The sequence below is a fragment of the Nitrospira sp. CR1.1 genome (assembly GCA_014055465.1).
Taxonomy (GTDB): Bacteria; Nitrospirota; Nitrospiria; order Nitrospirales; family Nitrospiraceae; genus Nitrospira_A.
The window spans coordinates 46,952-72,652 of the sequence record WIAF01000011.1 but is presented as its reverse complement, the minus strand read 5'-3'; the positions used below and the strand labels follow the sequence as shown (position 1 = coordinate 72,652).

Genomic DNA, 25,701 nt, shown 5'->3' with positions numbered 1-25,701 from the left:
AAGCAACTGTCTGATTTTCAAGAAAGAGTATAGTGCATGCCAACGATTAATCAGTTAGTGCGAAAGGGACGGACCCTCGTTAAGTCGAAGACGAAAAGTCCCGCCTTGAAACGTTGCCCGCAGAAGCGTGGCGTCTGCCTCCGTGTCTATACCACGACTCCGAAGAAGCCTAACTCTGCGCTTCGTAAGGTCGCGCGTGTGCGTTTGACCAATGGGATGGAGGTGACCACTTATATCCCTGGTGTGGGGCACAATCTCCAGGAGCACTCGATCGTTTTGGTTCGTGGTGGCCGTGTTAAGGACTTGCCGGGCGTTCGTTATCACATAGTGCGTGGTTCTTTGGATGCGGTAGGAGTTGCCGATCGAAAGCAGGCCCGATCCAAATACGGGGCGAAGCGGCCCAAGTAGTAGTTCATCCTGTCATTGCGCGGATGCGTAGTGAAAACCGACTTTATTTTATAGGACAACGATGCCACGCGGACAATTTTTCGGTCATCGAGAGGCGCAGCCTGATTCGAAGTATCGCGACAAGCTTGTCGGGAAATTCCTGAATGTTTTGATGGGTGGTGGAAAGAAAAGTACGGCTGAGCGGATCTGTTACGGGGCTTTCGATCTGATTCAGGAGAAGACGAACGGCGGAGATCCGATGAAGATCTTTAAGTCGGCGATCGATAATGTGAAGCCGGTTGTCGAGGTTAAGTCTCGTCGGGTTGGTGGTGCTTCTTATCAGGTTCCTGTTGAGATCAGGCCTTCTCGTCGAGTCTCATTGGCTTTGCGGTGGATCACGGAGTATTCGCGGTCGCGCGGTGGAAAGAGTATGCAGGACAGGCTGGCGGCTGAACTGCTCGACGCGTCCAATAATACGGGTGCGTCAGTGAAGAAGCGCGAGGATGTCCATCGTATGGCGGAGGCCAATAAGGCTTTTGCTCATTATCGCTGGTAGTGTTGAGTTGTGCTGCTGTTGAGCCGGGCTGCGATGCTTGTGGCTGGAGGTGGGCGTCGCAGTGAATGGTCTTCGGCTCTGACGGCGGCACGTTCGTTTTTTCTGGGGGAGTTGTGGCTAGGCAGACACCGTTAGAGCGTACAAGAAATATCGGCATCATGGCCCACATCGATGCCGGAAAGACGACAACCACTGAGCGCATTCTCTTCTATACGGGCATGACCCATAAAATGGGGGAAGTGCACGAGGGTGCTGCCACCATGGACTGGATGGAGCAGGAGCGCGAGCGTGGTATTACGATCACCGCGGCTGCTACGACCTGTTTTTGGCGTGACCACCGTATCAATATTATTGATACGCCTGGGCATGTGGATTTTACGATTGAGGTGGAGCGGTCCCTTCGTGTGTTGGATGGCGCGGTCGCGGCATTCGATTCTGTTCAGGGTGTCGAGCCGCAGTCTGAGACTGTCTGGCGTCAGGCGGATAAGTACGAGGTCCCCCGCATCGCTTTCATGAATAAAATGGATCGGATTGGCGCGGATTTTTATGCGAGTGTCCAATCGATAATCGACAGGCTTGGCGCTAATCCTGTTCCTGTTCAGATTCCAATTGGCCGAGAGTCCGAGTTTCGTGGTTCCGTAGATCTGATTTCGATGAAGGGCTATTTTTACGACGACGAGACGCTCGGAGCCAAGTACAAGATCGGCGAAATCCCGGCTGATATGGTCGATCAGGCCAATGACTATCGGCAAAAAATGCTCGATGCAGTCGCTGAATTCGATGACCAGGTCATGGAGAAGTACCTCAACGGTCAATCGCTGACTGAGGAGGAGGTTCGCCGGGTAGTTCGTGCGGGAACTATTGCGATGAAGGTTGTTCCTGTTCTCTGTGGGTCGGCCTTCAAGAACAAGGGTGTGCAGCAACTGTTGGATGCCGTGGTGGATTTCCTCCCATCGCCAGTCGATATTCCTCCAGTTATTGGTGTGGATCCGGCCACTGGAAAAGATGTGGAGCGTGGCCCGTCAGACTCTGAGCCTTTTTCTGCGCTGGCCTTCAAGATTATGACGGACCCTTTTGCCGGGCAGCTGACATTCTTTCGAGTGTATTCGGGTACGTTGAAGACGGGAACTCCTGTTCTTAACGTTACTAAAGGGACGAAGGATCGAGTGGGTCGTCTCTTGAAGATGCATGCGAATAAGCGTGAAGAAATCGAGATTGTGTACGCCGGTGATATCGCTGCCGCCGTCGGTCTCAAGAGCGCCACGACCGGTGATACATTGGCTGATGAAAAGCAGCCGGTTTTGCTGGAGATCATGAAGTTTCCTGAGCCGGTCATTGCTATGGCTATTGAGCCTAAGACGAAGCCTGATCAGGAAAAGATGGGTTTTGCATTGCAGAAATTAGCGCAAGAAGATCCGTCATTTCGTGTTCGAACTGATGAAGAGACGGCTCAGACGATTATCGCTGGGATGGGGGAGTTGCATCTCGAAATTATTGTTGACCGTTTGATGCGTGAATTCAAGGTTGAGGCGAACGTTGGGAAGCCTGAAGTCGCTTTTCGTGAAACTATTCGCCGCAAGGCCGAAGCTGAATCGAAGTATATCAAGCAGACCGGTGGTCGAGGTCAATATGGCCATGTGGTTTTGACCGTTGAGCCATCTGAGTCTGGTAAGGGGCTGGAGTTTATCAATAAGACAGTCGGCGGCTCTATCCCGAAAGAATATATTCCTGCTATCGAAAAGGGCGTGAAAGAGCGGATGGAGACGGGTGTTGTTGCAGGATTCCCATTGCGAGATGTGAAGGTTACCGTGATCGATGGGTCGTACCACGACGTGGACTCCAATGAAATGGCATTCAAGATTGCCGCCTCCATGGGATTTGCTGACGCCTGCAAGAAGGCAGATCCCGTCCTGCTAGAGCCGATCATGAAGGTGGAAGTGCTGGTTCCGCAGGACTTTATGGGAGACGTCATTGGGAACTTGAATGGTCGACGCGGAAAAGTTCAGGGCATGAAGGTTCGTGCCGGCGCTCAGGCAATTGAAGCCACCGTTCCGCTGATGGAAATGTTTGGGTATGCGACCGATTTGCGTTCCCGTACGCAGGGTCGTGCAACTTATAGTATGGAATTTGACCGGTACGACCAGGTTCCCCGGCAGATCGCTGAAGCGATTACTGCTAAGCACCGTGGTGAATAGGGTCTGGGTTCTGTGAACTAGGGAGGATCGGGGATGGCGAAGGCGAAATTTGAGCGACGAAAGCCGCACGTGAACATCGGGACGATCGGGCACGTGGACCATGGCAAGACGACGCTGACGAGTGCGTTGACCAAGATCTGTTCGGATCGCGGGATGGCGAAATTTGTCAGTTACGACGAAGTGGCCAAGGCGAGCGAGAGCCAGGGGCGCCGCGATGCCAGCAAGATCATGACGATCGCGATCAGCCACGTCGAGTATGAGACGGACAACCGGCACTATGCGCACGTAGACTGCCCGGGCCACGCCGACTATGTGAAGAACATGATCACCGGCGCCGCGCAGATGGATGGGGCGATCCTGGTGGTCAGTGCCGCCGACGGCCCGATGCCGCAGACCCGGGAGCACATTTTGTTGGCGCGCCAAGTCGGCGTCCCCTACATCGTGGTGTTCCTGAACAAGGCGGACAAGGTCGATGACAAGGAATTGCTCGAGTTGGTCGAGCTCGAAGTGCGGGAGTTGCTGACCAAGTACGACTTCCCGGGCGACAAGATTCCGATCGTGCAAGGGTCGGCCTTGAAAGCGGTCGAAGGCGATCAGGGACCATTGGGGGTGCCGTCCATCTTGAAGTTGTTGGACGCGGTTGATACCTACATTCCGACCCCGACGCGCGCCATTGATAAGCCGTTCTTGATGCCGATTGAAGACGTGTTCACGATCAGTGGGCGCGGCACGGTCGTCACAGGTCGGTGCGAAAAGGGCATTGTGAAGGTCGGCGACGAAATCGAAATCGTCGGGTTGCGGCCGACGCAGACGACGATCGTGACGGGTGTCGAAATGTTCCGCAAGGTGCTGGACGAGGGGCAGGCGGGCGACAACATCGGAGTCTTGCTGCGCGGCACGAAGAAGGAAGACGTGGAGCGGGGCATGGTGCTGGCCAAGCCGAAGAGCATTACGCCGCACACGAAGTTCAAGGCCGAGATCTATGTCTTGACGAAGGAAGAGGGCGGGCGCCATACGCCGTTCTTCAACGGCTACCGGCCGCAGTTTTACTTCCGGACGACCGACGTGACGGGGATCGTGACGTTGGCGGCGGGAGTGGAGATGGTGATGCCGGGCGATAACGTCACGGTGACGGGCGAATTGATCAGCCCGATTGCGATGGATCAGGGGTTGCGGTTCGCCGTCCGCGAAGGCGGCAAGACTGTCGGCTCGGGCGTCGTTACGGAAATTCTAGCTTAGGGATGTCCTGGTCTGCTGGCCGGCATGTGAGGAGTTGAGCGTGAAAGTCGATCAAAGAATTCGCATCAGGCTGCGTGGTTTTGATTATCGCGTGCTTGATCAGTCCGTGGTGGAGATTGTTGAAACGGTCAGGCGTAGTGGCGCGCGGGTTGTCGGGCCTATCCCATTGCCGACTCGAATTGAAAAATTTACAGTGCAGCGTTCGACTCACGTGGATAAAAAATCACGCGAGCAATTTGAGATTCGTACGCACAAGCGTCTGCTGGATATCATGGAGCCTACGCCAGAGACTATGGACTCACTGATGAAGCTCAATTTGGCGGCTGGTGTAGACGTGGAGATTAAGCTCTGAGGGTTGGAGTTGCACGACCATATTTGAGCTGACAGGAAGGCCATGACAAACGGATTGTTAGGTAAAAAATTGGGGATGACCCAAATTTATGATGAAAGTATTCTCGAACCGGTAACGGTCATCGAGGCAGGTCCTTGTCGCGTGGTTGCGATCAAGACCAAAGAGCGTGATGGCTATGAGGCCGTTCAGCTGTCTTTCGGTGAGGTGAAGGAGCGAGCCCTCTCGAGCGGCGAACTTGGACATTTGAAGAAGCATCAGGCGCCTGCCAGCCGTTGGTTACGTGAATTCCCGAAAACGGGGGATGTTGCGGTTGGCGCGACTGTGAAGGTCGATATCTTCAAGAAGGGTGATTGGGTTGATGTGGTTGGTGTTTCAAAGGGTAAGGGTTTTCAGGGTGTCGTGAGGCGCCACAATTATGCTGGCGGCCCTGAGACGCATGGTTCTATGTTCCATCGTGCTCCGGGTTCGATCGGTGCGAGCTCGTATCCGTCACGTGTTTGGAAAAATAAGGCCTTACCTGGTCATATGGGGGATGAGCGTGTCACGGTTCAACGCTTGAAGGTGATCGACGCCCGTCCAGATGAAAACCTGTTGTTTGTCCGCGGAGCAGTGCCCGGTGGTGCGAATGGGTTGCTGGTTGTGCGGAAGTCGAAAAAGAGTTGAGCTATGCCGATCGTTGATGTCGTCGATTCAAGAAAGAAAAAAGTCGGTAGCGTCGATTTGCCTGACGAAGTGTTCGGCTGCAAACCGCATGCGTCACTTGTTCATGAGGCCGTCGTGATGCAGCGGGCGTGTGACCGTCAAGGCACCGCATCAACCTTGCGTCGCGGTGAGGTGAGCGGATCTGGGAAGAAGCCGTGGAAGCAAAAGCACACGGGCCGTGCTCGCGCCGGATCTTTGCGATCTCCTGTTTGGCGTCACGGCGGCACAGTGTTTGGCCCTAAGCCTAGAAGCTACGCGTTCGGGATGCCAAGGAAGAAGTATCGCGCGGCTCTTCAGAGTGTACTTTCGGCCAAGGTGTCTGAGGGCAATGTGCTTGTGGTATCTGAGTTGTCTATTGCTGAGGCCAAAACAAAATTGTTGGCAAATCTATTGGGTCAGCTTGGAATTTCAGGAACGGCCTTGCTTATAGTTGCCGATCCCAACTCTCATGTGGTTCAAGCGGGAAAAAATCTTTCAAGCGTTACCGTGTTACGACCAGAAGAATTGAACGTCTATGACGTGCTTCGTTGCCATTCCCTCGTCATTCCGCAGGAGGAGCTGGGGCGAGTCAAAGAGGTGTGGTCATGAAAGGCGATCTTCATCAAGTCTTGATCCAGCCATTGTTGACGGAAAAGATTACGGCTTTGCGTGAGCAGAGTAACACTGTGGGGTTTCTGGTTCACCCGGATGCCAATAAAATTCAGATCAAACAAGCCGTCGAGAGCCTCTTAAAGGTCAAGGTGTCGCGGGTCAATGTGGTCAATATTCGCGGCAAGATTAAGCGACTGGGGCGTTTTGTTGGAAAGCGATCCGATTGGAAAAAGGCATTTGTCACGTTGAAGGAAGGCGAGAAGCTCGAGCTGTACGAAACGGTGTAGGGGCGAGTTCTCGATAGAGTGAGACCCAGCATGGCATTAAAAATTTATAAGCCGACATCCCCGGGCCGTCGCGGTATGACTGCAATCCAGGGGGAGAAACTCACCAAGAAGAAGCCTGAGAAGTCTTTGACGGGGTTTCATCTCCGCACGGGTGGGCGGAATAATGACGGGCGTCTGACTATCCGATTCCGTGGGGGTGGGCACAAGCGCCTCTATCGCCAAATTGATTTCCGACGTGACAAAGCCGGTATTCCGGCAAAGGTTGCGGCCATTGAATACGATCCGAATCGCTCATCAAGAATTGCTCTTTTGCATTACCGCGATGGTGAGAAGCGCTATATCTTGGCGCCGGTCGGTCTCGCCATGGGCGATACGGTGCAGTCCGGGGAGGGTGCGGAGGTGCGGCCTGGAAATGCTCTCCCGCTCGTCAATATGCCTCTGGGTACCACGATTCACAACATTGAGCTAAAGCCTGGTAAGGGTGCGCAATTAATCCGCAGTGCCGGTGGGTCTGCTCAAGTGATGGGCCGCGATGGGGCGTATGTTCAGGTTCGTCTCAAGTCCGGTGAAATGCGAAAAGTGTTATCCACGTGTATGGCAACGGTCGGTCAAGTGGGAAACGTCGATCATGAGAATGTTGTTGTGGGTAAGGCTGGGCGTACGCGCTGGAAGGGAAAGCGTCCTCACGTACGCGGTGTGGTGATGAATCCTGTCGATCACCCGCATGGCGGCGGCGAGGGAAAATCAGGACAGGGTAATCCTCATCCCGTCTCTCCCTGGGGTACTCCGGCCAAGGGCTACAAGACGCGAAAGAATAAGGCAACGGATAAATTCATCATCGCGCGCAGGAAAAAGTAGGAGAGGATAATGCCTCGTTCAATTACCAAGGGCCCCTTCGTCGATGACCATCTGGTCAAGAAAGTCGAGCAGATGAATCAGACGAAAGACCGAAAGTTAATTAAGACCTGGTCTCGCCGATCAACGGTCATTCCTGACATGATCGGGCACACGTTTGCGGTTCATAACGGCAAAAAGTTCATTCCTGTTTTTGTGACGGAAAATATGGTTGGCCATAAGCTGGGAGAATTTGCTCCAACGCGCTTTTTCAAAGGGCACGGGCAAGCAAAAACCGAAAAGGCAGTGGCGCTTAAGTAAGTGCTGGTTTAATAACTGGCCGGCATCGTGGGGTGGGATCAGCTATGGCAGAGGCAAAAGCAAATCTACGTTTCGTGAGAGTCACGCCAAGGAAGGCGCGAGTGGTGATCGATATGATTCGCGGCCAGCAAGTGCCCATGGCATTGGCTATGCTCCGGCATACCCCAAAGCACGCGGCGCGAGTCATTGAGAAACTCCTTCGATCTGCGGTGGCCAATGCCGAGCAGAAAGAGTTAGGCGACAGTGATGAGATGTGGGTGTCGCAGGCCGTAGTGAACTGCGGCCCTATTTACAAGCGTTTTAGGGCACGATCGATGGGGCGAGCCAACTCCATTCAGAAGCGGACTAGCCATATCACGATCGCGGTTGCTGCTCCCAACGCCACTCACAGCAGCTAACGCTTTTACATTTAGACTGAGGGTTATTCTTCATGGGTCAGAAGACACATCCAATTGGCTATCGCATCGGCTACAACTACACCTGGAGCTCGCGCTGGTACGCAGACAAGGACTATGCGCGACTGCTTCATCAAGACATCAAGATTCGGAAGATGGTGAAAGCCAAGCTGTACCACGCCGGTGTTGCCAAGGTGGAAATAGAGCGATCCGGAGATCAAACCCGTGTGATCATTCACACCGCTCGCCCCGGAATTATCATTGGCCGAAAGGGAGCTGAAGTCGATAAGTTGAAAGCGGCTCTCGAGAAAGAATATTCGGGTCAAGCGTACATTACCGTCAAAGAGATTAAGAAGCCTGAGCTGGACGCCCAATTGGTGAGTGAAAATGTCGCTACCCAGTTGGAAAAGCGTGTTGCCTTCAGGCGCGCGATGAAACGTAGCGTGCAGTCCGCGCTTCGTCTGGGCGCCCAGGGGATCAAAATTATGGTGGCAGGACGCTTGGGTGGCGCTGAAATTGCCCGAACGGAATGGTATCGCGAAGGGCGGGTGCCTCTGCATACTCTGCGGGCCGAAGTGGATTATGGTTTTGCAGAGGCCCACACGACCATGGGACAGATCGGGGTGAAAACCTGGATCTATAAGGGTGAGTTGTTGCCAGCGCTTCAGTTAAAGCCTGATTCTACGCTCGGACGACTTGGGTAAAGAACTTCGATAAGGAAAAGGTGGGTCTGTGTTAGCGCCAAAGAAAGTTAAGTTCAGAAAAATGCAGAAGGGCCGGATGCGGGGGAAGGCCTATCGGGGCGGAGCCATTACTCTCGGGGAGTTCGGTTTGAAAGCCCTTGAGCCAGGATGGATCACCAGCCGGCAAATCGAGGCTGCTCGAATTGCCATTACCCGTTTCGTGAAACGTGGCGGTCAGGTTTGGACGAGAATTTTCCCGGATAAACCAATTACCAAGAAACCGGCCGAAACCCGCATGGGTAAAGGTAAGGGCAATCCAGAGTATTGGGTGGCCGTGGTGAAGCCTGGACGCATCATGTATGAAATGGGTGGTGTGGCTCCTGATATTGCCAAGCAGGCGTTGAAGCTTGCTTCCTATAAGTTGCCCATTGCCACGAAGTTCGTGGTCCGCGGCGAGTTTCAGTAACCTGTAGCGCGTGTTAAGTGGTGATGTGATGGATGTGAAGGATCTAAGCGGGCTCTCGCTGGAGGAGTTGGCCGAAAAAGAAAAACAGTTGCGGCAGGAACTGTTTAATTTCCGATTCCAGCTCGGCATTGGTCGCCTGGAAAACCCAATGCAGGTTAGAAGTACAAAGCGCGATATTGCCCGCCTGAAAACAGTACGGCGTCAATTGGAATTGCTGCAGACACAGGCCGACCCGTCGGTCGGAAAGTAAGAGAGAAGGGGCGTATGAAGGAAGGCCAACAACATCGACGCGAGTGGTATGGCAACGTCGTCAGCAACAAAATGAATAAAACGGTAGTCGTTGCCGTTGAACGATCGGTTATTCACCCTATTTACAAAAAGGTCCTTCGGCGGGTCACCAAGCTCAAGGCGCACGACGAGGGCAATGTATGTAAGGTCGGGGACCGAGTTCAGTTGAGCGAAACCCGCCCAATCAGCAAGGATAAGCATTGGCGCGTGGTACGCGTCATGGTCAAAGGGCAACCTGAAAAGTAACTACGGAACACACCTGAAGAGCTGAAGGACCAGATCCTTTTGGCGGTGAGTAGGGCGGGGTATGATTCAGAATTACACATACATGGATGTGGCCGATAATTCCGGCGCGAAGCAGGTCATGTGTTTTCACGTTCTCGGTGGAACCAGGCGTCGGTACGGCTCACTTGGGGACATTGTCGTGGTCGCTGTTAAGGAGGCAATTCCTCAGGCCGGCGTAAAAAAGGGCGACGTGAGTCGGGCGGTCATTGTGCGTACAACCAAGGAAGTGCGGCGTGATGACGGTTCCTATATCAAGTTTGACCGTAACGCCTGCGTCCTGATCAATGCTCAGGGCGAGCCAGTTGGGACTCGCATTTTCGGCCCAGTCGCGCGTGAACTTCGTTGGAAGAAGTTTATGAAAATTATTTCGCTTGCGCCGGAAGTCTTGTAGTCGAAGGAAGAAAGGTTCTGGTAGGGATGTCACGAATCAAAACGAAAATTCGGAAGGGCGACACTGTTGTGGTGATGACTGGGCGCGAGCGTGGTAAGTCGGGCAAGGTGTTGTCTGTTGATACCGTAACGGGCAAAGTCTTGGTCGAAAAGCTCAATATGATTAAGCGCCACACCAAGCCCAATCAAAAGCTCCGGCAGGGTGGCATTCTTGAGCGTGAGGCTCCTCTTGCCATTTCCAATGTAATGTTTTTGTGCCCAGTGACGAAGAAACCCACCCGGTTGGGGGTCAAGCGCCAGGAAGATGGCCGACGGGCCAGATTAAGCAAGAAATCAAAAGAAACTGTTGAATAGTCGGAACAGGAAAGACGTTCATGGCAAAAGTAGAGAAGGGTAAGGGCGGCAAGGCGGCAACTCCGCGGTCGTCAGCTAAGAAGGAAGTCGCAGCCCCTGAAATTTCGCAGGAGGCTGGTAGTGAACATCAATTTGCGCCGCGACTCAGGGAGACTTATCGGGATCAGGTAGTGCCCGCTCTGATGAAGGAATTCGGCTACGGCAATTTGATGCAGGTGCCGCGTCTCGAAAGAATTGTCCTGAACGTCGGCATGGGAGAGGCAATTCAAAACGTGAAGTTGCTAGAGAGCGCCGCGAATGAACTGGGCATTATCACCGGACAGAAGCCGGTCACGACCAGGGCCAAAAAAGCCATCGCCGGCTTCAAGTTGCGGCAGGGTATGCCCATCGGCGCCAAGGTGACCTTACGCAGTCGACGAATGTGGGAATTTTTGGATCGCTTGATATCCCTGGCTCTGCCTCGTATTCGAGATTTTCGGGGGATCTCTCCCAAAGCGTTTGATGGACGTGGCAATTATACGCTTGGACTGAAGGAACAATTGATTTTTCCAGAGATTGAGTACGATAGCGTTGCATCCATTCATGGAATGGATATCACCATCGTCACCACTGCGCGTACGAATGATGAAGGCAAGGCCCTGCTCAAGCATCTCGGCATGCCGTTCCGAGCCTAAGTAGTTCGATGCAAATAGGTTGGCATGGCCGTGGCGGGTCACGCAGGGATAAAGGGGGATATTGTGTCAAGATTAGCGCTCAAGAATAAGGCCGCAGTGAAATCGAAGTTTGCCTGTCGTGACTATCACCGCTGCGGGCTATGCGGTCGCGTGCGGGGATTCTTGCGTCGGTTTCGCATGTGCCGTATCTGTTTTAGATTTTTGAGCCTCAAGGGAGAAATTCCCGGAGTGCGTAAGTCAAGCTGGTAGCCGACCAGCAGGAAGCTTGCATCTGTAGGCATAAAAGAGGAATGCATGATTACTGATCCTATTGCTGATTTATTGGTTCGACTGGGGAACGCTGCTCGCCGCCGCCAGGATGTCGTCAAAGTTCCAGTGTCAAAGGTGAAACGGCAGATTCTGAATATCCTCGGCAAAGAAGGATTCATCCTCGGCTACGGGGAAACGCAGGAAGATGGGCACCCTATCTTCTCCGTCCAGCTTCGCTATGTCGACGAAGCGCGTCCGATGATCACCGGTATGCGTCGAATCAGTAAGCCGGGTCGGCGTGTGTATGTCGGGAGAGATGATGTGCCAAAGGTAAGAAATGGAATTGGCGTGGCTGTCATTTCAACCTCGAAAGGTCTTATGACCGACAGTGATTCCAGGCGGGCTGGATTGGGTGGTGAAGTGCTTTGTTCTGTCTGGTAAGACGAGTTGGCTAAGACGCAGTAATAACCGGAATCGCTGTAACGTAACGGGGTTCGTATGTCGAGGATTGGGCGGAAACCAATTTCAGTTCCAAGCGGCGTTGATGTAAAAGTCGCTGGTCGTCTCGTATCGGTCAAGGGGCCTATGGGTAAACTCGATTGGAAGCTGACCGAGGGGTTGAGCGTCGCAGTCGCTGACGGGCAACTTGTTGTCAATCGGGCGGGTGATGCGCGTGACATGCGCGCCATGCACGGACTCGTGCGCGCTGAATTGAGCAATATTATTCAAGGCGTCACTAAAGGGTATGAGAAATCGTTAGAGATCACGGGTGTGGGCTACAAAGCTCAACTCCAGGGGCGTGAGATGAGTTTCAATGTCGGATACATCAATCCAGTCACCTATACGGTGCCTCAGGGAATTGATGTGAAGGTCGACAAGCAAACACTCATTTCGATAAAAGGGATCGATAAACGACTGGTGGGTCAGGTGGCGGCTAACATTCGTTCCATTAAGCCCCCCGATGTGTATAAGCAAAAAGGAATTCGATATGCCGGCGAAGTGTTAAGGAAGAAGGCGGGCAAAACCGGCAAGTAGAGGCATCTGATGAATACGCAAGAAAAAAATCGAAAATTAGCGCGACGTAAACAGCGGGTACGAAAATCTGTCATCGGCACGAGTGATCGTCCGCGGTTGAACGTCTTCCGTAGTCGATCTCATATCTATGCCCAAATTATCGACGATCTTCGTGGGCACACGGTGGCGGCGGCATCCACCTTGGATGAATCCTTGCGGAAGGCCGTGAAATCGACGGGCAGCATTGAAGGCGCGAAAGCCGTCGGGAAATTGATTGCCGAACGAGCGAAGGCGGCTAAAGTCTCAACGGTCGTTTTTGATCGTGGCGGGCGGCAATATCATGGGCGGGTGAAGGCCTTGGCCGACGCATCGCGTGAGGGTGGCTTACAGTTTTAAAACGGGTCGGGCAGGATGCCCCGACCTGTAACTAGAGAAATGGCACGACCTAAAGGAGAATGACGTTGTGCGAGTCAATCCCGAAGAATTGAGTCTAAAAGACAAGGTGGTTTTCATCAACCGCGTGGCCAAAGTTGTGAAGGGTGGCAAGCGATTCAACTTTTGCGCTTTGGTGGTTGTTGGTGATGGACAGGGCTATGTTGGTGTCGGCAAAGGAAAAGCCGCCGAAGTTCCGGTCGCGATTTCAAAAGCCGTTGAGCAGGCCAAAAAGCATTTGGTTCGCGTGCCTATCAAAGGGGGGACCATTCCGCACGAAGTGCATGGTCTTTTTGGCGCCGAGCACGTGCTTCTCAAGCCGGCCGCTGATGGTACCGGCATCATCGCCGGCGGCGCCGTGCGAGCGGTTGTTGAATTGGCGGGTGCGCACAACATTATCGCCAAGACATTGGGCCGCGGCAACCCGTTTAATGCGGTCAGAGCCACTCTTAATGGACTTCAGCAGCTGTGCGATCCGCAGGAAATTATGCGGTTACGGCGCGCTGTTGGTAGTGAAGCGTAGGGACAACATGGCTACCGAAAAGAAGACAACGACTGCTCAAGCGAGCCTTCGAATTACGCTGAAGCGTAGTCCGATCGGAACCCCGTATAAGCACCGCCTTGTTCTCAGGGGTTTAGGGCTGCGCAAACTCAATGCCACTGTGTTGCGTCCTGCCAGCGATCAGGTCAAGGGCATGATCGCCAAGGTAGGCTATTTACTGGAAGTGAGTCCCCAATGAAGTTGCATGATCTTGCTCCTTCTCGAGGAGCGAAGCACAAACCAAAGCGAATTGGCCGTGGTCCTGGGTCTGGGCATGGCAAGACTGCGACTAAAGGTCATAAGGGCCTGAAAGCGCGTTCTGGCGGCGGGAAACGCCCAGGTTTTGAAGGCGGCCAGATGCCGCTGATTCGCCGAGTCCCGAAGTATGGATTTACGAATCAGTTCAGGACCGAGTACACGATCATTAATTTAAAAAGTCTGGCTGGTCTGGAAACGACTGAAGCCATTACGCCCCAACTCTTGGTGAATGAAGGCCTTGTTCGACGTAAAGGAGAGCTGATTAAGATCCTTGCCCAGGGAGAGTTGACAAAACCTCTCGTGGTGCAGGCTCACAAGTTCAGCAAGTCAGCCGAGGCAAAGATTCAGGCAGCCGGGGGGAGGGCCGAGGTCATTCCCTGTGTTTGAGCGTCTGCTGACCAGTTTCCAAAACATCTTCAAGATTCCAGAACTGCGAACCCGCGTGTTGTTCACGTTGGGTATGCTGATTGTTTATCGCGTCGGCGCTCATATTCCCACGCCTGGGATTAACGGGGAGGCCCTATCCGAATTTCTTCAGAAGCAGGGCGGCGCGCTTCTTGGATTCTTGGATATTTTCTCCGGCGGATCTCTTTCGCGCCTGACGATTTTTGCGCTGGGCATCATGCCCTACATCAGCGCATCGATTATTCTTCAGCTACTCACCGTCGTCATCCCCCACCTTTCCAAGCTGGCTAAAGAAGGGGAGCGTGGGCGAAAAAAAATCATCCAATACACGCGTTTCGGAACCATTGTCATTGCGCTTATTCAAGGCTTCGGGATCGCCGTCGGTCTGGAGCAGATGAACCAGGGCGCCTTTGTCCTGAGTCCCGGCTGGGGATTTCGCTTCATGACGGTGATTACGCTCTGCGCGGGCACCGGTTTCCTCATGTGGCTTGGTGAACAGATCACCGAACGCGGGATCGGCAATGGCATTTCGTTGATTATCTTCGCCGGAATTGTTGCCAGGCTCCCTGCAGCCGTTGCGCAAACGTTTGATCTCTACAAGGTCGGGCAATTGAGCTTTCCGCTCTTGGTTGTCTTGACGGTCGTCATGTTCGGGGTTGTTGCTGCGATTGTCTTTCTTGAGAGCGGGCGCAGAAAGGTGCCGGTTCAGTACGCGAAGCGTGTGATTGGCAGAAGGGTATATGGCGGCCAAAGCACCCATATTCCGTTGAAGATCAACACTGCCGGGGTTATTCCCCCGATTTTTGCGTCTTCCATTATCGCCTTTCCTGCGACGATTGCCGGATTTTTTGAGACTCCATGGATCAAAGCGGTCGGGACGCAGCTCGCTCCAGGATCGCTGCTGTATACGCTGATGTATGTCGGGTTGATCGTGTTCTTTTGTTTCTTCTATACGGCGGTTGTAATGAATCCCGTCGATATGGCTGATAATCTCAAGAAATATGGCGGGTTTGTCCCGGGGATCCGACCGGGGCAACGTACGTCAGACTATATTTACTCGGTTCTGACGAAGATCACGTTTGCCGGCGCTATTTATCTGGCCATTGTGTGCGTCATTCCGGAATTCCTTATCTATAAATTGAATATGCCGTTCTATTTCGGCGGCACCTCATTGTTGATCGTGATCGGAGTGGGATTGGACACCGCTCAGCAGATTGAGTCACATCTTTTAAACCGCAATTACGATGGATTCCTTCAAAAAGGAAAACTTCGCGGTCGAACGTCCTAGGATCATCTCATGCGACTGGTTTTTCTCGGAGCACCAGGGGTTGGAAAGGGCACTCAGGCTGATCGGGTCACCGCCGAATTCGGCTGGCCGAAGATTTCTACCGGTGATCTATTGCGGGAAGCGGTGCGGAATCAAACCGAGCTCGGTCTTGAAGCCAAAACGAGCATGGACGCGGGAAAGTTAGTGCCGGATAACGTGGTCATCGGCATGGTGCGGGAAAGATTAGCCACCCCTTCCTGTCAAACAGGCTTTGTATTGGATGGTTTCCCTCGTACGGTTCCGCAGGCCGAAGAGTTACACGCCATGTTGAGCGGTCGCAGTCTAAAACTTGATCAGGTCATTAATTTCCGGGTGTCACGCCAGGATGTGGTGACACGTCTTAGCGGACGACGGAGCTGTCCCAAATGCCAGAGCGTGTTCCACATCGCCTTCGCTCCGCCGAAAGCCGAAGGGCAATGCGATCGATGCGGAGCGTCATTGGTGCAGAGAAGCGACGATAAGCCTGAAACTATTGAGGCTCGTTTGAAGGTTTATGATGAGCAAACTGCTCCGCTCATTGCCTATTACCAGGGGAAAAATCTCTTGAGCGATCTGGACGGCTCCGGCGAAATGGCTGTGGTCTACGGTAGGCTTTCCGCGGTACTGCGCGGGCTCGGCGCTCAATGATCGTCTTCAAGACGCCGGATGAAGTTACGTTGATGGCGCAAGCCTCCAGAGTGGTGGCAGAAGTCTTAGCTCTGCTGAAAGGGAAAGTGGCACCTGGCATTACGACCGAGGATTTGGATCGTATGGCAGAGGAGGCCATTCGCGGTCGTGGAGCCATCCCGGCCTTCAAGGGATATCGCAATTATCCTAAAACCCTCTGTGCATCCGTTAATGAGCAGGTGGTTCACGGGATTCCCTCGAAACGAAAACTCAAAGAAGGTGACATCATAGGGCTGGACCTGGGCGCTATTGTCTCCGGTTTCTATGGAGACTCCGCCGTCACGGTACCGGTTGGGGCTGCAAGCTCAGAGGCGTTACGCCTGATTCAGGTGACGGAAGAATCCATGTATCGGGGAATTGCGAAGGCGGTGGTCGGGAATCGCCTTTCTGATGTCTCTCATGCTATACAGACTCATGTCGAGCAGGCAGGCTTTGCCGTAGTGACGGAATTTGTCGGGCATGGTATAGGAAGGCAACTTCACGAGGAACCGCAGGTTCCGAATTATGGCAAACCTGGACAGGGCCCACGCCTCCAGGTCGGTATGGTATTGGCTATCGAACCAATGGTGAATATGGGGGGCAGTGCTGTCCGCATTTTGGATGATCGGTGGACGGCGGTCACCCAGGACGGCCGTTGGTCTGCTCATTTTGAGCACACCATTGCCATTCAACCGAGTGGCCCGGCCAAGATTCTTTCGCAACTGTCACACTAAGACCGGGAGGCGTACCGATACGTGCCAAAAGAAGATGTCATAGAAGTGACCGGCACGGTGGCTGAGACCCTCCCTAATGCGATGTTTCGCGTAGAGTTGGAAAACGGACACCGAATTTTGGCTCATATCTCCGGAAAAATGCGGATGCATTTCATCCGGATCCTTCCCGGCGATAAGGTGACGATTCAATTGTCGCCCTATGATTTGACAAGGGGGCGGATTACTTATCGCTTCAAGTAGTGGAGAAATGGAATTGCTATGAAGGTCAAGTCGTCAGTAAAGCCGATTTGTGCAAAGTGTAAAGTGGTCCGTCGCCGTGGGGTTGTTCGCGTGTTATGCGCGAATCCTCGGCATAAACAACGACAGGGATGACCGAATGTGGGTTGCCTTGGCAATGCATGCGCGAGGGTCGGTACAGAATCCGTCTATAGAACAGCGACAGAGGGTTCTTGGAGCGTTGCTGAGCCAGCTCATCATGCGATCAGGAAAATGAATTAGGGGGTAATTATGGCACGTATTGCTGGCGTGGATTTGCCAAAAGACAAACGAATCGAAATTGGCTTGACCTATGTGTTCGGGATCGGTCGCGTGGCTGCGCAAGCGATTCTAAAAAAAGCCGGGGTTGATGGCTCCATTCGCGTGAAGGATGTCAGCGAAGACAAGATCGTCAAGATTCGGGAAGTCATTGAACGTGATTATCGCGTGGAAGGTGACCTGCGCAAAGAAGTGTCAATGAATATCAAGCGTTTGGTAGATACAGGAACATTTCGTGGGCTTCGGCATCGCAAAGGGTTGCCTGTTCGCGGACAGCGGACCAAAACAAATGCGCGCACCCGTAAAGGAAGACGCGCGGGCGTGGGCAGCAAACCGCAGAAGCCCGCTGGTTCCAGAGCATAAGAGATTAGACCGATCAGGCGCCATGCGCTGAGGGAGATTCTATGAGTGTGAAGAAGGGGAAAAAGAAAGAACGGAAGATTGTTCAGAGTGGAGTGGCTCACGTTCAGGCGTCGTTCAATAACACGATCGTGACGATTACGGATATGAGCGGCAACACCGTGGTGTGGGCCAGTTCAGGCAACCAAGGGTTTAAAGGGTCACGCAAGAGTACCCCCTTTGCAGCTCAACGGGCCGGCGAGGCTGCGGCCAGAAAAGCCATGGAGAATGGCATGCGCCAGGTTGATGTCTATGTCAATGGGCCTGGTGCTGGACGAGAGTCTGCCATTCGCTCATTGCAAAGTGCCGGATTGCGTATCAACTTGATCCGCGACGTGACGCCGATTCCTCACAACGGATGCCGGCCGCCGAAACGTCGGCGGGTGTAGGAGAGGTCCAGGCATCTCGCAGTAACGACATATCTGACTCGGTTGTACTTAAGTTGTTGAGGTAGAGGAGGGGTAGTAGCGTGGCAAAATATAGTGGACCTGTCTGCCGCTTGTGCCGGAGAGAGGGCGAGAAACTCTTTTTGAAGGGGTCTCGTTGCATGACCGAGAAGTGCGCGATTGAGCGCCGGAGTTATCCCCCTGGACAGCACGGTCAGGCCCGTCAGCGGACGTCAGACTACAGTTTGCAGTTGCGAGAAAAGCAGAAACTGAAGAGAATTTATGGCCTCCAGGAATGCCAATTCCGCGGCATTTTCGAGCGAGCGGAACGTCAAGCCGGCGTGACGGGCGATACTCTGCTGCGCCTCTTGGAATGTCGCTTGGACAATGTAGTGTATCGGCTCGGCTTCGGGGCCTCACGAAAAGAGGCCCGGCAGTTGGTCAATCATGGTCATTTGATGATCAATGGCCGTAAGGTGAAGGCGCCCGGTGCTCTCGTCAAGACTGGTGATTCTATCGAGGTTCGGCAAAAGAGCCGTGAATTGCTCCCGATTCAGGGGGCGCTTGCGGCAGTGGACGGTCGCGGCATTCCTGAATGGCTCGAACTCGACAGGACCGCTTACAAGGGGACGATTCGGTCCTTGCCGACCAAGGAACATATTGTGTTGCCTGTCAATGAGCAGATGGTCGTCGAACTGTATTCACGCTAGAGATACATGGTTGGCGAGTCACTGGTCGTATCCAACCATGGTTGAACGATATATGGGCATACACGAGTTAATGAAGGGGGAGTCATGATTAAAGCGATGAAAGACTTTCAGATCCCCATGCGGGTGGAAGTCGACAAGGACACTCTTTCCCCGACATTCGGAAGATTTACGACCGAGGCATTTGAGCGAGGCTTCGGCACCACGGTGGGAAATTCCTTGCGCCGTGTCTTGCTGTCCTCCTTGACGGGAGCTGCGGCGACCACCGTCAAGATCGAAGGCGTGTTACATGAGTTCTCCACGATCCCCGGCGTGACCGAAGACGTGACCTCGATTATTTTGAATGTGAAGAGTCTCCGGCTGGCGCTTCATGGCGACAAGCCGAAGACGATTCGTCTCAAGAAAAAGGGGCCAGGGGAAGCCAAAGGTTCCGATATCACCCACGACGGAGACGTGACGATCCTCACGCCGGATTTGCACATTGCGACGCTGGACAAGGATGCCGCGCTGGATATGGAAATGACCATCAAGCATGGTCGCGGGTTTGTCCCGGCCGAGCGCAATAAGGAAGAAGGATTGCCGATCGGGGTGATTGCCATCGACTCGATTTTCTCCCCTATCAAGCGGGTGAATTTCCACGTCGAAAATGCTCGCGTCGGTCGAATGACGGACTATGACAAATTGACGTTGGAGATCTGGACGGACGGCACGATTTCTCCGCGCGATGCGTTGTCCAACGCGGCAGGGATTCTTCGCGAACATCTGGATATCTTCATCAATCCCGAAGAGCGCTCTGATGCGAAACCATCCGCTGGTAGCGAAGATTTGTCCGATGAAGTGAACAAGAATCTCTATCGCAGCGTCAATGAATTGGAGTTGTCCGTTCGTGCGGCCAATTGCCTCAAGAATGCCAATATCAAGACGATCGCCGATCTGGTGCAAAAGACCGAAGCGGAGATGTTGAAAACGAAAAATTTCGGGAAGAAGTCGCTCAATGAAATCAAGGAAATCCTGACCGAAATGGGACTGAGCCTTGGAATGAAAGTCGACGCCTTGCCGTCAGGCGACGCGGGCGTGCGTTCAGAGTAAGAAAGGAACAGGACTACCGTGCGCCACAAAAAGAAGGGTCGACAGCTCGGACGTCAAACCAAACACCGATGGGCCCTGTTCAGAAGTCTCGTGACTTCGCTGTTGGAACAGGAGCGTATTGAAACGACGGAAGCGAAGGCGAAGGAAATTCGTGGTTTCACGGATCGAATGATTTCCCTTGGCAAAGAGGGAAGCCTGCCAGCCCGTCGGCGCGCGCTCAGCTTCTTGCGGAGCAAAGCCGTGGTGTCGAAGTTGTTCAGCGACGTTGCGTCACGATTCCAGGATCGTCCGGGCGGCTACACGCGTATCATCAGAACCCGTCGTCGGATCGGGGATGCCGCTGAGATGGTTGCAATAGAATTGGTCACAAGACCGGAGAAACCTAAAGCGGTGCCCTCCGCTGAAACAGCGGGGGAAAAGAAAGAATCGACTGAGAAAAATCAAGCCCCTGCAGAAAGCTGATGAGAAGGCCACGACGGCGATCACGTCGGCGTCGTGGCCTTCGGTTCTTTTCCCTGCCTTCCTCCCGTTGCAATTCACATCATTTTCTCAGGCCATAGGCCATCCCGTTTGTTTACTTGGCTTTGGTGGAATGCTACTATCATGCCACCAGCTCTGACCTTGGAAGCTCTTTGAATTAGGGGCTTTTTTCCATGTGGGAACATTGGGTTCGGCGAGGTCTTCTAGCTCTCAGCGTGGTCCTTGCGGCATTTCTTGGGTATTTGCTCATTACACGCTCCAATCCAGGCTCTTCGTCACGGTCGGTCACCCCGGTCGCGCCCGAATCCGCCGATGCGCGCATTCAGGATTTTACCTTTACCCAGACCAAAGGCGATCTTGTTCAGTGGAAAGTGCAAGCCGAGCAGGCTCGCCTCTACGAGAAGGAGAGCCGGGCTGTTCTGAGCAACGTGCAGATCACTCTTTACGGAGTGCAGGGAAAAGAACTGACCTTGTCCGGCGAAGAGGGCACGCTGGACACCCAAACGAAAAACTTTCAATTATCGAATAGATCCACGCCGATTGTAGTTGAGACGCAAAGCGGCTATACCATTCAGACAAACCACCTCGTATGGACTGACGCGCGGCATGAAATTCAAACTGGGGACCATGTCACTATTCAGGGGCATGGATTACAAGTTACTGGCAGAGGGTTGTTGGGGAAGATGGATACGGAGGAATTCCAGGTTCTTGACGACGTGCATGTGGATGTCGTGCCTGCTTCTTAGTGGCGAAGCGGTGCCGATCACCCACACTGCGTACGCGGCAGAGGCGCGTGTGACCAAAGAGCCTCCGGCCAATTCCGCCCCTACCACGATTACGTCCCGGACGATGACGGTCAACAATCAGGAGAACACGGCGATTTTTGACGGGGCCGTTGTGTTGACGCGCGGCCCGTTAGTTGTGCAGTCGGACCACATGGTGGTGTCTTTTCACCCGAGCCGTAATGGCGGCGAACATAAGGATTCCGCCGGGGCGACAAAATCAAAGAATCCCGCCGGTCTGGCTACGGCCGAGTCGAAGGAACGGGATCCGGCGCCCGCCGTTTCCGAGCGCAGTATTCGTATGGTTGAAGCCACGGGTCGGGTCAACATTAAGAAGGAAGACGGCCACGCCACGTGTCAGAAGGCCGTGTATTATGAGGACCAGAAAAAAATCGTTCTTACGGGCGAGCCGGTCGCCTGGCAGAAGGGAACTCGTGTGTCAGGAAAGCGGATCATTATGTTTCTGGACGAAGACCGAAGCGTGGTGGAAGGGGACTCCCAGGTCATTATCGAGGGTGAAGGCGGTGCCAAGCGGTGATCGAGACCAAGCCAATCACTCAGGCGCCACAGGAGGGTTTGGCGGATCTATCCGGTAAAGCGGATCGCCTGGCGGCCAGCGGACTGGTGAAGAGTTTTCGCGGGCGAAAGGTGGTCAAAGGCGTGTCCCTTGATGTGCAGGCCGGCGAAGTCGTCGGATTATTGGGGCCGAACGGCGCGGGGAAGACCACGATTTTCGATATGATGGTAGGCCTCTGTCAGCCGGATGAGGGGCAGATTGCGTTGAGCGGCAGTGACATCACCGATTTGCCGATGTACAAGCGGGCTCGACGGGGAATCGGATACCTGCCCCAGGAGTCGTCGGTATTTCGCCGGTTGTCCGTGGAGCACAATATCCTTGCGATTCTCGAGATGCTAGGCTATTCGAGAAGTGAACGGATGGAGCGCGTAGAAACATTGCTGAAAGAACTGGATCTGGTGCATATTCGAAAAAGTAAGGCCTATGCCTTGTCGGGAGGGGAGCGCCGGAGGCTGGAGATTACGCGTGCGCTGGCAACCAGTCCGCTCTTCATGCTGTTGGACGAACCATTTGCCGGCATCGATCCCATTGCAGTCGCGGATATTCAGCAAATCATCATTCGATTGAAGCAACGGCATATCGGGGTGTTGATTACCGATCACAATGTGAGGGAAACCCTTTCCATTACGGATCGGGCCTATATCATCAATGAAGGCACGATTCTGGAGTCCGGGCCTCCCGGCGTGATCGAGAAAAGTGAAATGGCCCGGGCGGTGTATTTGGGCGAGGGATTTCGCCTATAGCAGGCAGGGAGTGGGGCGATGAAGCTGCGACTGGATCTTCGGCTTAGTCAGAAACTGATCATGACGCCGCAATTGCAGCAGGCGATCAAGTTGTTGCAATTATCTCGCTTGGAGCTTCAGCAAAGTCTACAACAGCATCTGATGGAAAATCCGCTGTTGGACGAATTGGTCGCAGAGACCGAGGAGAGCGAGGAAACTGCGGCTACTGAGCGTGAACAGCCGGATACTGCGACCACTGTCGCAGCTGAGGCGCGCGGGGAAGGCGATGACAAACCGGCGGAGAGCGGAGAAAATGCCGAAGAATTTTCCGCCTCGACCTGGGAAGATTATTTCGATACCGACATGCGCCGAGGCGAGACTGAATACAGCTCCTCGTCCAAGGAGGAGTTTCCCTCCTATGAGCAAACCGTCGCCAAGTCGACCTCTCTGGAAGATCACCTTGTGTGGCAGTTGTCCCTGTCTGGCTTATCCGATCGCGAAAAGGCCATCGGTCGCCTGATCATCGGGAATCTGGACGATGACGGATATCTCCGGATGACGTTGGACGAATTGGTGGCGGGATCCCAGTATTCCGTGGCGGAAGCTGAGTCGGTGTTGAAAGATGTTCAAGGCTTCGATCCCAACGGCGTGGCGGCAAGAGACCTGTCCGAATGCCTGCTGCTGCAACTCAAATTTCTCGGACGAAGCCAGCTGGGCTCTTTGGGGTCTCGGCCCGGAGTGCTGAAGGGGTCGGTGCTTGAATCCATCGTGCTCCACCATCTGAAGGATTTGGAGAAGAAGCAATATAATCGCATCGCCAAGGCATTGAATATTTCCATGGATGACGTGTTCGAGGCGACTCGAATCATCGAGGGCTTGGAGCCGAAGCCCGGGCGCCCCTTCTCCAACACGCAGAATTACGCGATCGTGCCGGACGTCTTCGTCGTCAAGAACGAAGGGGTATGGGAGGTGTTGCTCAATGACGACGGCCTGCCGCGCATGCGGATCAGTCCGTATTACAAGCAACTGATGTCCTCAGGCCAGTCAGGCTCGGCTGAGACGAAGGCGTATCTGGATGACAAGCTCCGAGCAGCGCAGTGGGTCATCCGGAGCATCGAGCAGCGGAACAAGACGATTGTGAAAGTCGTCTCGAGTATCGTGAAGTTTCAAGAGGCTTTTTTTGAGCATGGGATTCAGCACTTGAAACCGTTAGTCCTCAAACAGGTGGCTGAAGATATCGGTATGCATGAATCCACGATTAGCCGGGTCACGGCCAATAAGTACATGTATTGTCCGCAGGGGATGTTGGAACTGAAGTTTTTCTTCAACGCCGGACTTCAGCGCGCTGATCAGCCGGCGGATATGCTGTCTTCAGTGAGCGTGCGCGAAATGATCCGGAAAATGGTCGCGGCTGAGGATGCGCGCAAACCGCTTAAAGATGAAGAGATTGCCGCGCGATTGCGGACTCAGCAAGTGTTAATTGCCCGCCGGACGGTCGCGAAATATCGCGCAGAGGACAACATTCCCTCCGCCACGCAACGGCGGAAATTTTTTTGAGGTGCGCGCGGTCTGGCGCCATGGAGACGTCTCTATGGCGGTACAACAATTGTCGCGACGGGCTTGAACGCGGAGTGGTGTTCGGGGCCCGAGAAACGAGGGTGGCATGCGTTTGATGATCACGGGACGGCATGTGGCGGTCACTCCGGCATTGCGGGAGTATATCGAGGCACGTATGGAGCGGCTTGACCGCTATGGGTTGAAGCTGGGCACGCTTCAAATTCTGCTGAGTGTGGAAAAGTTTCACCATGTGGCGGAGGTTGTAGGTGTCGTCCAGGGGCGACGGTTACAAGCCAAGACCTCGACTGAAGAAATGTATGCGTCGATTGACGAAGTCGTGGATAAGCTCGGCGCGCAATTGCGCAAATTGAAAGAGCGCAAGGTGAATCACAAATTCGGCGATCAGCCGCGCGTGCGCGCCGTGGCTCGCAAGGCCCCTCGCTCCAAAGATAACGGAATGGAAGTGGTGCGTCCAAAGCTCGAAGCCTTGACCATTCAGGAAGCGGTTGAGACGCTCGACGCCGGGAAGCTTGCCATCTTGATGTTTGTCAACGCGCTGTCCGGATCTATTCAGGTGCTCCAACGGCTGCCGAACGGACGACTGTCCCTGATTGATCCTGCGAGCGACCGTGCTCGCGTCGCTCATGGCCGCACTTAATCTTGTTGTCATCAGCGGTCTTTCCGGGTCCGGAAAGAGCCATGCTCTGAAAGCCTTCGAGGACGCGGGATATTTTTGTGTCGACAACCTTCCCCCGGCCTTGCTTCCCACATTCGTCGAGTTATGCCACCAGCAGGGCGGCGAGATTAAGAATGTCGCCCTTGGGATCGACATTCGCGAAGGAGTATTTTTCGGTGACCTGGCACAGGTGCTCGCCGAGTTAAAGGCGCATGGGCACGCCCTGCAGTTGGTGTTTTTGGAAGCCCGCGAGGAGGTGCTGGTTCGTCGATTCTCAGAGAGTCGCCGCCCGCATCCGCTGCTGCCGCATATGCCTGTCGTGGAGGGAGTGCGGTTCGAACGTGAGCGTCTCAGCGAACTGCGCAAACATGCCGACCGAGTCATCGACACCTCCACGCTGACGGTGCACGAGTTGCGCGAGTTGTTGATCAGGCAGTTCCGCCAGGAGACGACCGCGCGGCGCATGACCATCTCGCTGGTCACATTCGGATACAAATTTGGCGTCCCCTACGATATCGATCTTCTGTTTGACGTTCGCTTCATCAGAAATCCCTTCTTCGTCCCCGAGCTGAAAGCCTTGACGGGAGAAGATGTCCGAGTCCAGCAGTATGTGTTGGGAGATCAGACCGCCGGTCAGTTTCTCGAGCATTTAGAAAAGCTCTTGGCTTTCCTGATTCCACTCTACGAGCGGGATCAACGAAGTTACCTCAGTATCGGCATCGGATGTACCGGGGGGCGCCATCGGTCGGTGACCATGGCATTGCGCCTTCGGGAACAATTTGCCGTCCTCGGTTACGAAGTGTCCGTAACCAACCGCGACCTGCAAAAATCCTAGTCTCAGAGCGGGATTTCCCCCTTTTTCTGCGATCGTCCCTCTCAGGGTCCGCTTTCTTGACAGGTGGACTATATCAACTATACTTAATTCCGTGGGCTCGAATTATGCGATGAATAGCGGCGTTTGAGGCTGTGCGTGAAGAAAGTGAGCGATGTTCAAAAAAAGAAACTCTACAAGACCAACGAGGTCTGCGAGATGTTCGACATCTCGCGCGCAACGTTGTTTCGTTGGGAGCGCGAAGGGTTGATCACCGGTCCGCCGCGAGATTGGCGGAACTGGCGGCTCTATACGGCGGAAAATGTCGAGCAGATCAAGCATGTGATGGGTGGCGGTCGCAAAGACGTTGCGTAGAG

General features: G+C 53.9%; 42 protein-coding genes. All 42 read left to right on the top strand.

Annotation, left to right across the window (positions count from 1 at the left end; translation table 11 throughout):
• The first annotated feature begins 36 nt into the window (after positions 1–36).
• Entirely contained in the window at positions 37–408 is a 372-nt protein-coding gene (locus tag GDA65_16900) for a 30S ribosomal protein S12 (protein ID MBA5864369.1), read from the top strand.
• 61 nt (positions 409–469) lie between these two features.
• Complete coding sequence (gene rpsG / locus GDA65_16895) at positions 470–943, top strand: 30S ribosomal protein S7 (GenBank protein ID MBA5864368.1); 474 nt, start codon at positions 470–472, stop codon at positions 941–943.
• Between the two features lie 113 nt (positions 944–1,056).
• On the top strand, positions 1,057–3,138 hold the full coding sequence (fusA, locus tag GDA65_16890) for an elongation factor G (GenBank protein ID MBA5864367.1): 2,082 nt from the start codon (positions 1,057–1,059) through the stop codon (positions 3,136–3,138).
• Positions 3,139–3,171: 33 nt separating this feature from the next.
• Positions 3,172–4,377, top strand: a complete 1,206-nt coding sequence (gene tuf / locus GDA65_16885; GenBank protein ID MBA5864366.1) for an elongation factor Tu — start codon at positions 3,172–3,174, stop codon at positions 4,375–4,377.
• A 40-nt stretch (positions 4,378–4,417) separates the two neighbouring features.
• A complete protein-coding gene (gene rpsJ / locus GDA65_16880) occupies positions 4,418–4,729 on the top strand; it encodes a 30S ribosomal protein S10 (GenBank protein ID MBA5864365.1) in 312 nt (103 codons plus the stop codon).
• A 42-nt stretch (positions 4,730–4,771) separates the two neighbouring features.
• Entirely contained in the window at positions 4,772–5,392 is a 621-nt protein-coding gene (rplC, locus tag GDA65_16875; protein ID MBA5864364.1) for a 50S ribosomal protein L3, read from the top strand.
• Between the two features lie 3 nt (positions 5,393–5,395).
• On the top strand, positions 5,396–6,019 hold the full coding sequence (rplD, locus tag GDA65_16870; protein MBA5864363.1) for a 50S ribosomal protein L4: 624 nt from the start codon (positions 5,396–5,398) through the stop codon (positions 6,017–6,019).
• On the top strand, positions 6,016–6,309 hold the full coding sequence (locus GDA65_16865; protein ID MBA5864362.1) for a 50S ribosomal protein L23: 294 nt from the start codon (positions 6,016–6,018) through the stop codon (positions 6,307–6,309). The genes rplD and GDA65_16865 overlap by 4 nt, the downstream gene beginning before the upstream one ends.
• A gap of 30 nt (positions 6,310–6,339) precedes the next feature.
• Complete coding sequence (gene rplB, locus GDA65_16860; protein MBA5864361.1) at positions 6,340–7,167, top strand: 50S ribosomal protein L2; 828 nt, start codon at positions 6,340–6,342, stop codon at positions 7,165–7,167.
• A gap of 9 nt (positions 7,168–7,176) precedes the next feature.
• On the top strand, positions 7,177–7,464 hold the full coding sequence (gene rpsS / locus GDA65_16855) for a 30S ribosomal protein S19 (protein ID MBA5864360.1): 288 nt from the start codon (positions 7,177–7,179) through the stop codon (positions 7,462–7,464).
• A 44-nt stretch (positions 7,465–7,508) separates the two neighbouring features.
• Positions 7,509–7,862 carry a 50S ribosomal protein L22 gene (gene rplV, locus GDA65_16850; GenBank protein ID MBA5864359.1) on the top strand — a complete coding sequence of 118 codons (354 nt, stop codon included), beginning with the start codon at positions 7,509–7,511 and terminating at the stop codon, positions 7,860–7,862.
• Positions 7,863–7,894: 32 nt separating this feature from the next.
• Positions 7,895–8,563 (top strand): 30S ribosomal protein S3, encoded by a 669-nt coding sequence (gene rpsC, locus GDA65_16845; protein ID MBA5864358.1) that lies wholly within the window; start codon positions 7,895–7,897, stop codon positions 8,561–8,563.
• A 28-nt stretch (positions 8,564–8,591) separates the two neighbouring features.
• A complete protein-coding gene (gene rplP / locus GDA65_16840; protein ID MBA5864357.1) occupies positions 8,592–9,008 on the top strand; it encodes a 50S ribosomal protein L16 in 417 nt (138 codons plus the stop codon).
• A gap of 28 nt (positions 9,009–9,036) precedes the next feature.
• Entirely contained in the window at positions 9,037–9,258 is a 222-nt protein-coding gene (gene rpmC / locus GDA65_16835) for a 50S ribosomal protein L29 (protein MBA5864356.1), read from the top strand.
• A gap of 14 nt (positions 9,259–9,272) precedes the next feature.
• Positions 9,273–9,542 (top strand): 30S ribosomal protein S17, encoded by a 270-nt coding sequence (gene rpsQ / locus GDA65_16830; protein ID MBA5864355.1) that lies wholly within the window; start codon positions 9,273–9,275, stop codon positions 9,540–9,542.
• Positions 9,543–9,603: 61 nt separating this feature from the next.
• Complete coding sequence (rplN, locus tag GDA65_16825) at positions 9,604–9,972, top strand: 50S ribosomal protein L14 (protein MBA5864354.1); 369 nt, start codon at positions 9,604–9,606, stop codon at positions 9,970–9,972.
• A 26-nt stretch (positions 9,973–9,998) separates the two neighbouring features.
• On the top strand, positions 9,999–10,325 hold the full coding sequence (locus GDA65_16820; GenBank protein MBA5864353.1) for a 50S ribosomal protein L24: 327 nt from the start codon (positions 9,999–10,001) through the stop codon (positions 10,323–10,325).
• A 101-nt stretch (positions 10,326–10,426) separates the two neighbouring features.
• Positions 10,427–10,999: a 50S ribosomal protein L5 gene (gene rplE, locus GDA65_16815; GenBank protein MBA5864352.1), complete on the top strand. Its 573-nt coding sequence runs from the start codon at positions 10,427–10,429 to the stop codon at positions 10,997–10,999.
• Between the two features lie 63 nt (positions 11,000–11,062).
• The gene (locus GDA65_16810) at positions 11,063–11,248 is read left to right on the top strand and encodes a type Z 30S ribosomal protein S14 (GenBank protein MBA5864351.1); all 186 of its coding nucleotides are present in this window, start codon (positions 11,063–11,065) and stop codon (positions 11,246–11,248) included.
• Between the two features lie 45 nt (positions 11,249–11,293).
• On the top strand, positions 11,294–11,689 hold the full coding sequence (gene rpsH, locus GDA65_16805) for a 30S ribosomal protein S8 (protein MBA5864350.1): 396 nt from the start codon (positions 11,294–11,296) through the stop codon (positions 11,687–11,689).
• A gap of 57 nt (positions 11,690–11,746) precedes the next feature.
• The gene (rplF, locus tag GDA65_16800; GenBank protein ID MBA5864349.1) at positions 11,747–12,283 is read left to right on the top strand and encodes a 50S ribosomal protein L6; all 537 of its coding nucleotides are present in this window, start codon (positions 11,747–11,749) and stop codon (positions 12,281–12,283) included.
• 9 nt (positions 12,284–12,292) lie between these two features.
• On the top strand, positions 12,293–12,658 hold the full coding sequence (locus GDA65_16795; GenBank protein MBA5864348.1) for a 50S ribosomal protein L18: 366 nt from the start codon (positions 12,293–12,295) through the stop codon (positions 12,656–12,658).
• Positions 12,659–12,725: 67 nt separating this feature from the next.
• Complete coding sequence (gene rpsE / locus GDA65_16790; GenBank protein ID MBA5864347.1) at positions 12,726–13,217, top strand: 30S ribosomal protein S5; 492 nt, start codon at positions 12,726–12,728, stop codon at positions 13,215–13,217.
• 7 nt (positions 13,218–13,224) lie between these two features.
• Entirely contained in the window at positions 13,225–13,434 is a 210-nt protein-coding gene (gene rpmD, locus GDA65_16785; protein ID MBA5864346.1) for a 50S ribosomal protein L30, read from the top strand.
• A complete protein-coding gene (rplO, locus tag GDA65_16780) occupies positions 13,431–13,880 on the top strand; it encodes a 50S ribosomal protein L15 (protein ID MBA5864345.1) in 450 nt (149 codons plus the stop codon). Before rpmD ends, rplO begins: the two co-directional genes overlap by 4 nt.
• Positions 13,873–15,186 (top strand): preprotein translocase subunit SecY, encoded by a 1,314-nt coding sequence (gene secY, locus GDA65_16775; protein ID MBA5864344.1) that lies wholly within the window; start codon positions 13,873–13,875, stop codon positions 15,184–15,186. Before rplO ends, secY begins: the two co-directional genes overlap by 8 nt.
• A 9-nt stretch (positions 15,187–15,195) precedes the next feature.
• The gene (locus GDA65_16770) at positions 15,196–15,852 is read left to right on the top strand and encodes an adenylate kinase (protein MBA5864343.1); all 657 of its coding nucleotides are present in this window, start codon (positions 15,196–15,198) and stop codon (positions 15,850–15,852) included.
• Positions 15,849–16,604 (top strand): type I methionyl aminopeptidase, encoded by a 756-nt coding sequence (gene map / locus GDA65_16765; protein ID MBA5864342.1) that lies wholly within the window; start codon positions 15,849–15,851, stop codon positions 16,602–16,604. Before GDA65_16770 ends, map begins: the two co-directional genes overlap by 4 nt.
• A 21-nt stretch (positions 16,605–16,625) precedes the next feature.
• On the top strand, positions 16,626–16,844 hold the full coding sequence (gene infA / locus GDA65_16760; GenBank protein MBA5864341.1) for a translation initiation factor IF-1: 219 nt from the start codon (positions 16,626–16,628) through the stop codon (positions 16,842–16,844).
• Between the two features lie 18 nt (positions 16,845–16,862).
• Positions 16,863–16,976: a 50S ribosomal protein L36 gene (rpmJ, locus tag GDA65_16755; protein MBA5864340.1), complete on the top strand. Its 114-nt coding sequence runs from the start codon at positions 16,863–16,865 to the stop codon at positions 16,974–16,976.
• Positions 16,977–17,111: 135 nt separating this feature from the next.
• Positions 17,112–17,501: a 30S ribosomal protein S13 gene (rpsM, locus tag GDA65_16750; protein ID MBA5864339.1), complete on the top strand. Its 390-nt coding sequence runs from the start codon at positions 17,112–17,114 to the stop codon at positions 17,499–17,501.
• Positions 17,502–17,542: 41 nt separating this feature from the next.
• Positions 17,543–17,926 (top strand): 30S ribosomal protein S11, encoded by a 384-nt coding sequence (gene rpsK, locus GDA65_16745; protein ID MBA5864338.1) that lies wholly within the window; start codon positions 17,543–17,545, stop codon positions 17,924–17,926.
• An 80-nt stretch (positions 17,927–18,006) separates the two neighbouring features.
• Complete coding sequence (rpsD, locus tag GDA65_16740) at positions 18,007–18,633, top strand: 30S ribosomal protein S4 (GenBank protein MBA5864337.1); 627 nt, start codon at positions 18,007–18,009, stop codon at positions 18,631–18,633.
• 84 nt (positions 18,634–18,717) lie between these two features.
• On the top strand, positions 18,718–19,719 hold the full coding sequence (locus GDA65_16735) for a DNA-directed RNA polymerase subunit alpha (protein MBA5864336.1): 1,002 nt from the start codon (positions 18,718–18,720) through the stop codon (positions 19,717–19,719).
• A gap of 18 nt (positions 19,720–19,737) precedes the next feature.
• Positions 19,738–20,181, top strand: coding sequence for a 50S ribosomal protein L17 (rplQ, locus tag GDA65_16730; GenBank protein ID MBA5864335.1), 444 nt, complete (start codon positions 19,738–19,740; stop codon positions 20,179–20,181).
• Between the two features lie 191 nt (positions 20,182–20,372).
• The gene (gene lptC / locus GDA65_16725; GenBank protein MBA5864334.1) at positions 20,373–20,945 is read left to right on the top strand and encodes an LPS export ABC transporter periplasmic protein LptC; all 573 of its coding nucleotides are present in this window, start codon (positions 20,373–20,375) and stop codon (positions 20,943–20,945) included.
• A complete protein-coding gene (locus GDA65_16720) occupies positions 20,806–21,519 on the top strand; it encodes a hypothetical protein (protein ID MBA5864333.1) in 714 nt (237 codons plus the stop codon). Before lptC ends, GDA65_16720 begins: the two co-directional genes overlap by 140 nt.
• A gap of 38 nt (positions 21,520–21,557) precedes the next feature.
• The gene (gene lptB / locus GDA65_16715; GenBank protein MBA5864332.1) at positions 21,558–22,301 is read left to right on the top strand and encodes an LPS export ABC transporter ATP-binding protein; all 744 of its coding nucleotides are present in this window, start codon (positions 21,558–21,560) and stop codon (positions 22,299–22,301) included.
• 18 nt (positions 22,302–22,319) lie between these two features.
• Positions 22,320–23,837 carry an RNA polymerase factor sigma-54 gene (gene rpoN, locus GDA65_16710; GenBank protein ID MBA5864331.1) on the top strand — a complete coding sequence of 506 codons (1,518 nt, stop codon included), beginning with the start codon at positions 22,320–22,322 and terminating at the stop codon, positions 23,835–23,837.
• Between the two features lie 106 nt (positions 23,838–23,943).
• The gene (gene raiA, locus GDA65_16705; protein ID MBA5864330.1) at positions 23,944–24,495 is read left to right on the top strand and encodes a ribosome-associated translation inhibitor RaiA; all 552 of its coding nucleotides are present in this window, start codon (positions 23,944–23,946) and stop codon (positions 24,493–24,495) included.
• Positions 24,467–25,348: an RNase adapter RapZ gene (gene rapZ / locus GDA65_16700; protein MBA5864329.1), complete on the top strand. Its 882-nt coding sequence runs from the start codon at positions 24,467–24,469 to the stop codon at positions 25,346–25,348. The genes raiA and rapZ overlap by 29 nt, the downstream gene beginning before the upstream one ends.
• A gap of 135 nt (positions 25,349–25,483) precedes the next feature.
• Positions 25,484–25,699: a MerR family transcriptional regulator gene (locus GDA65_16695; protein MBA5864328.1), complete on the top strand. Its 216-nt coding sequence runs from the start codon at positions 25,484–25,486 to the stop codon at positions 25,697–25,699.
• Positions 25,700–25,701: the final 2 nt, after the last annotated feature.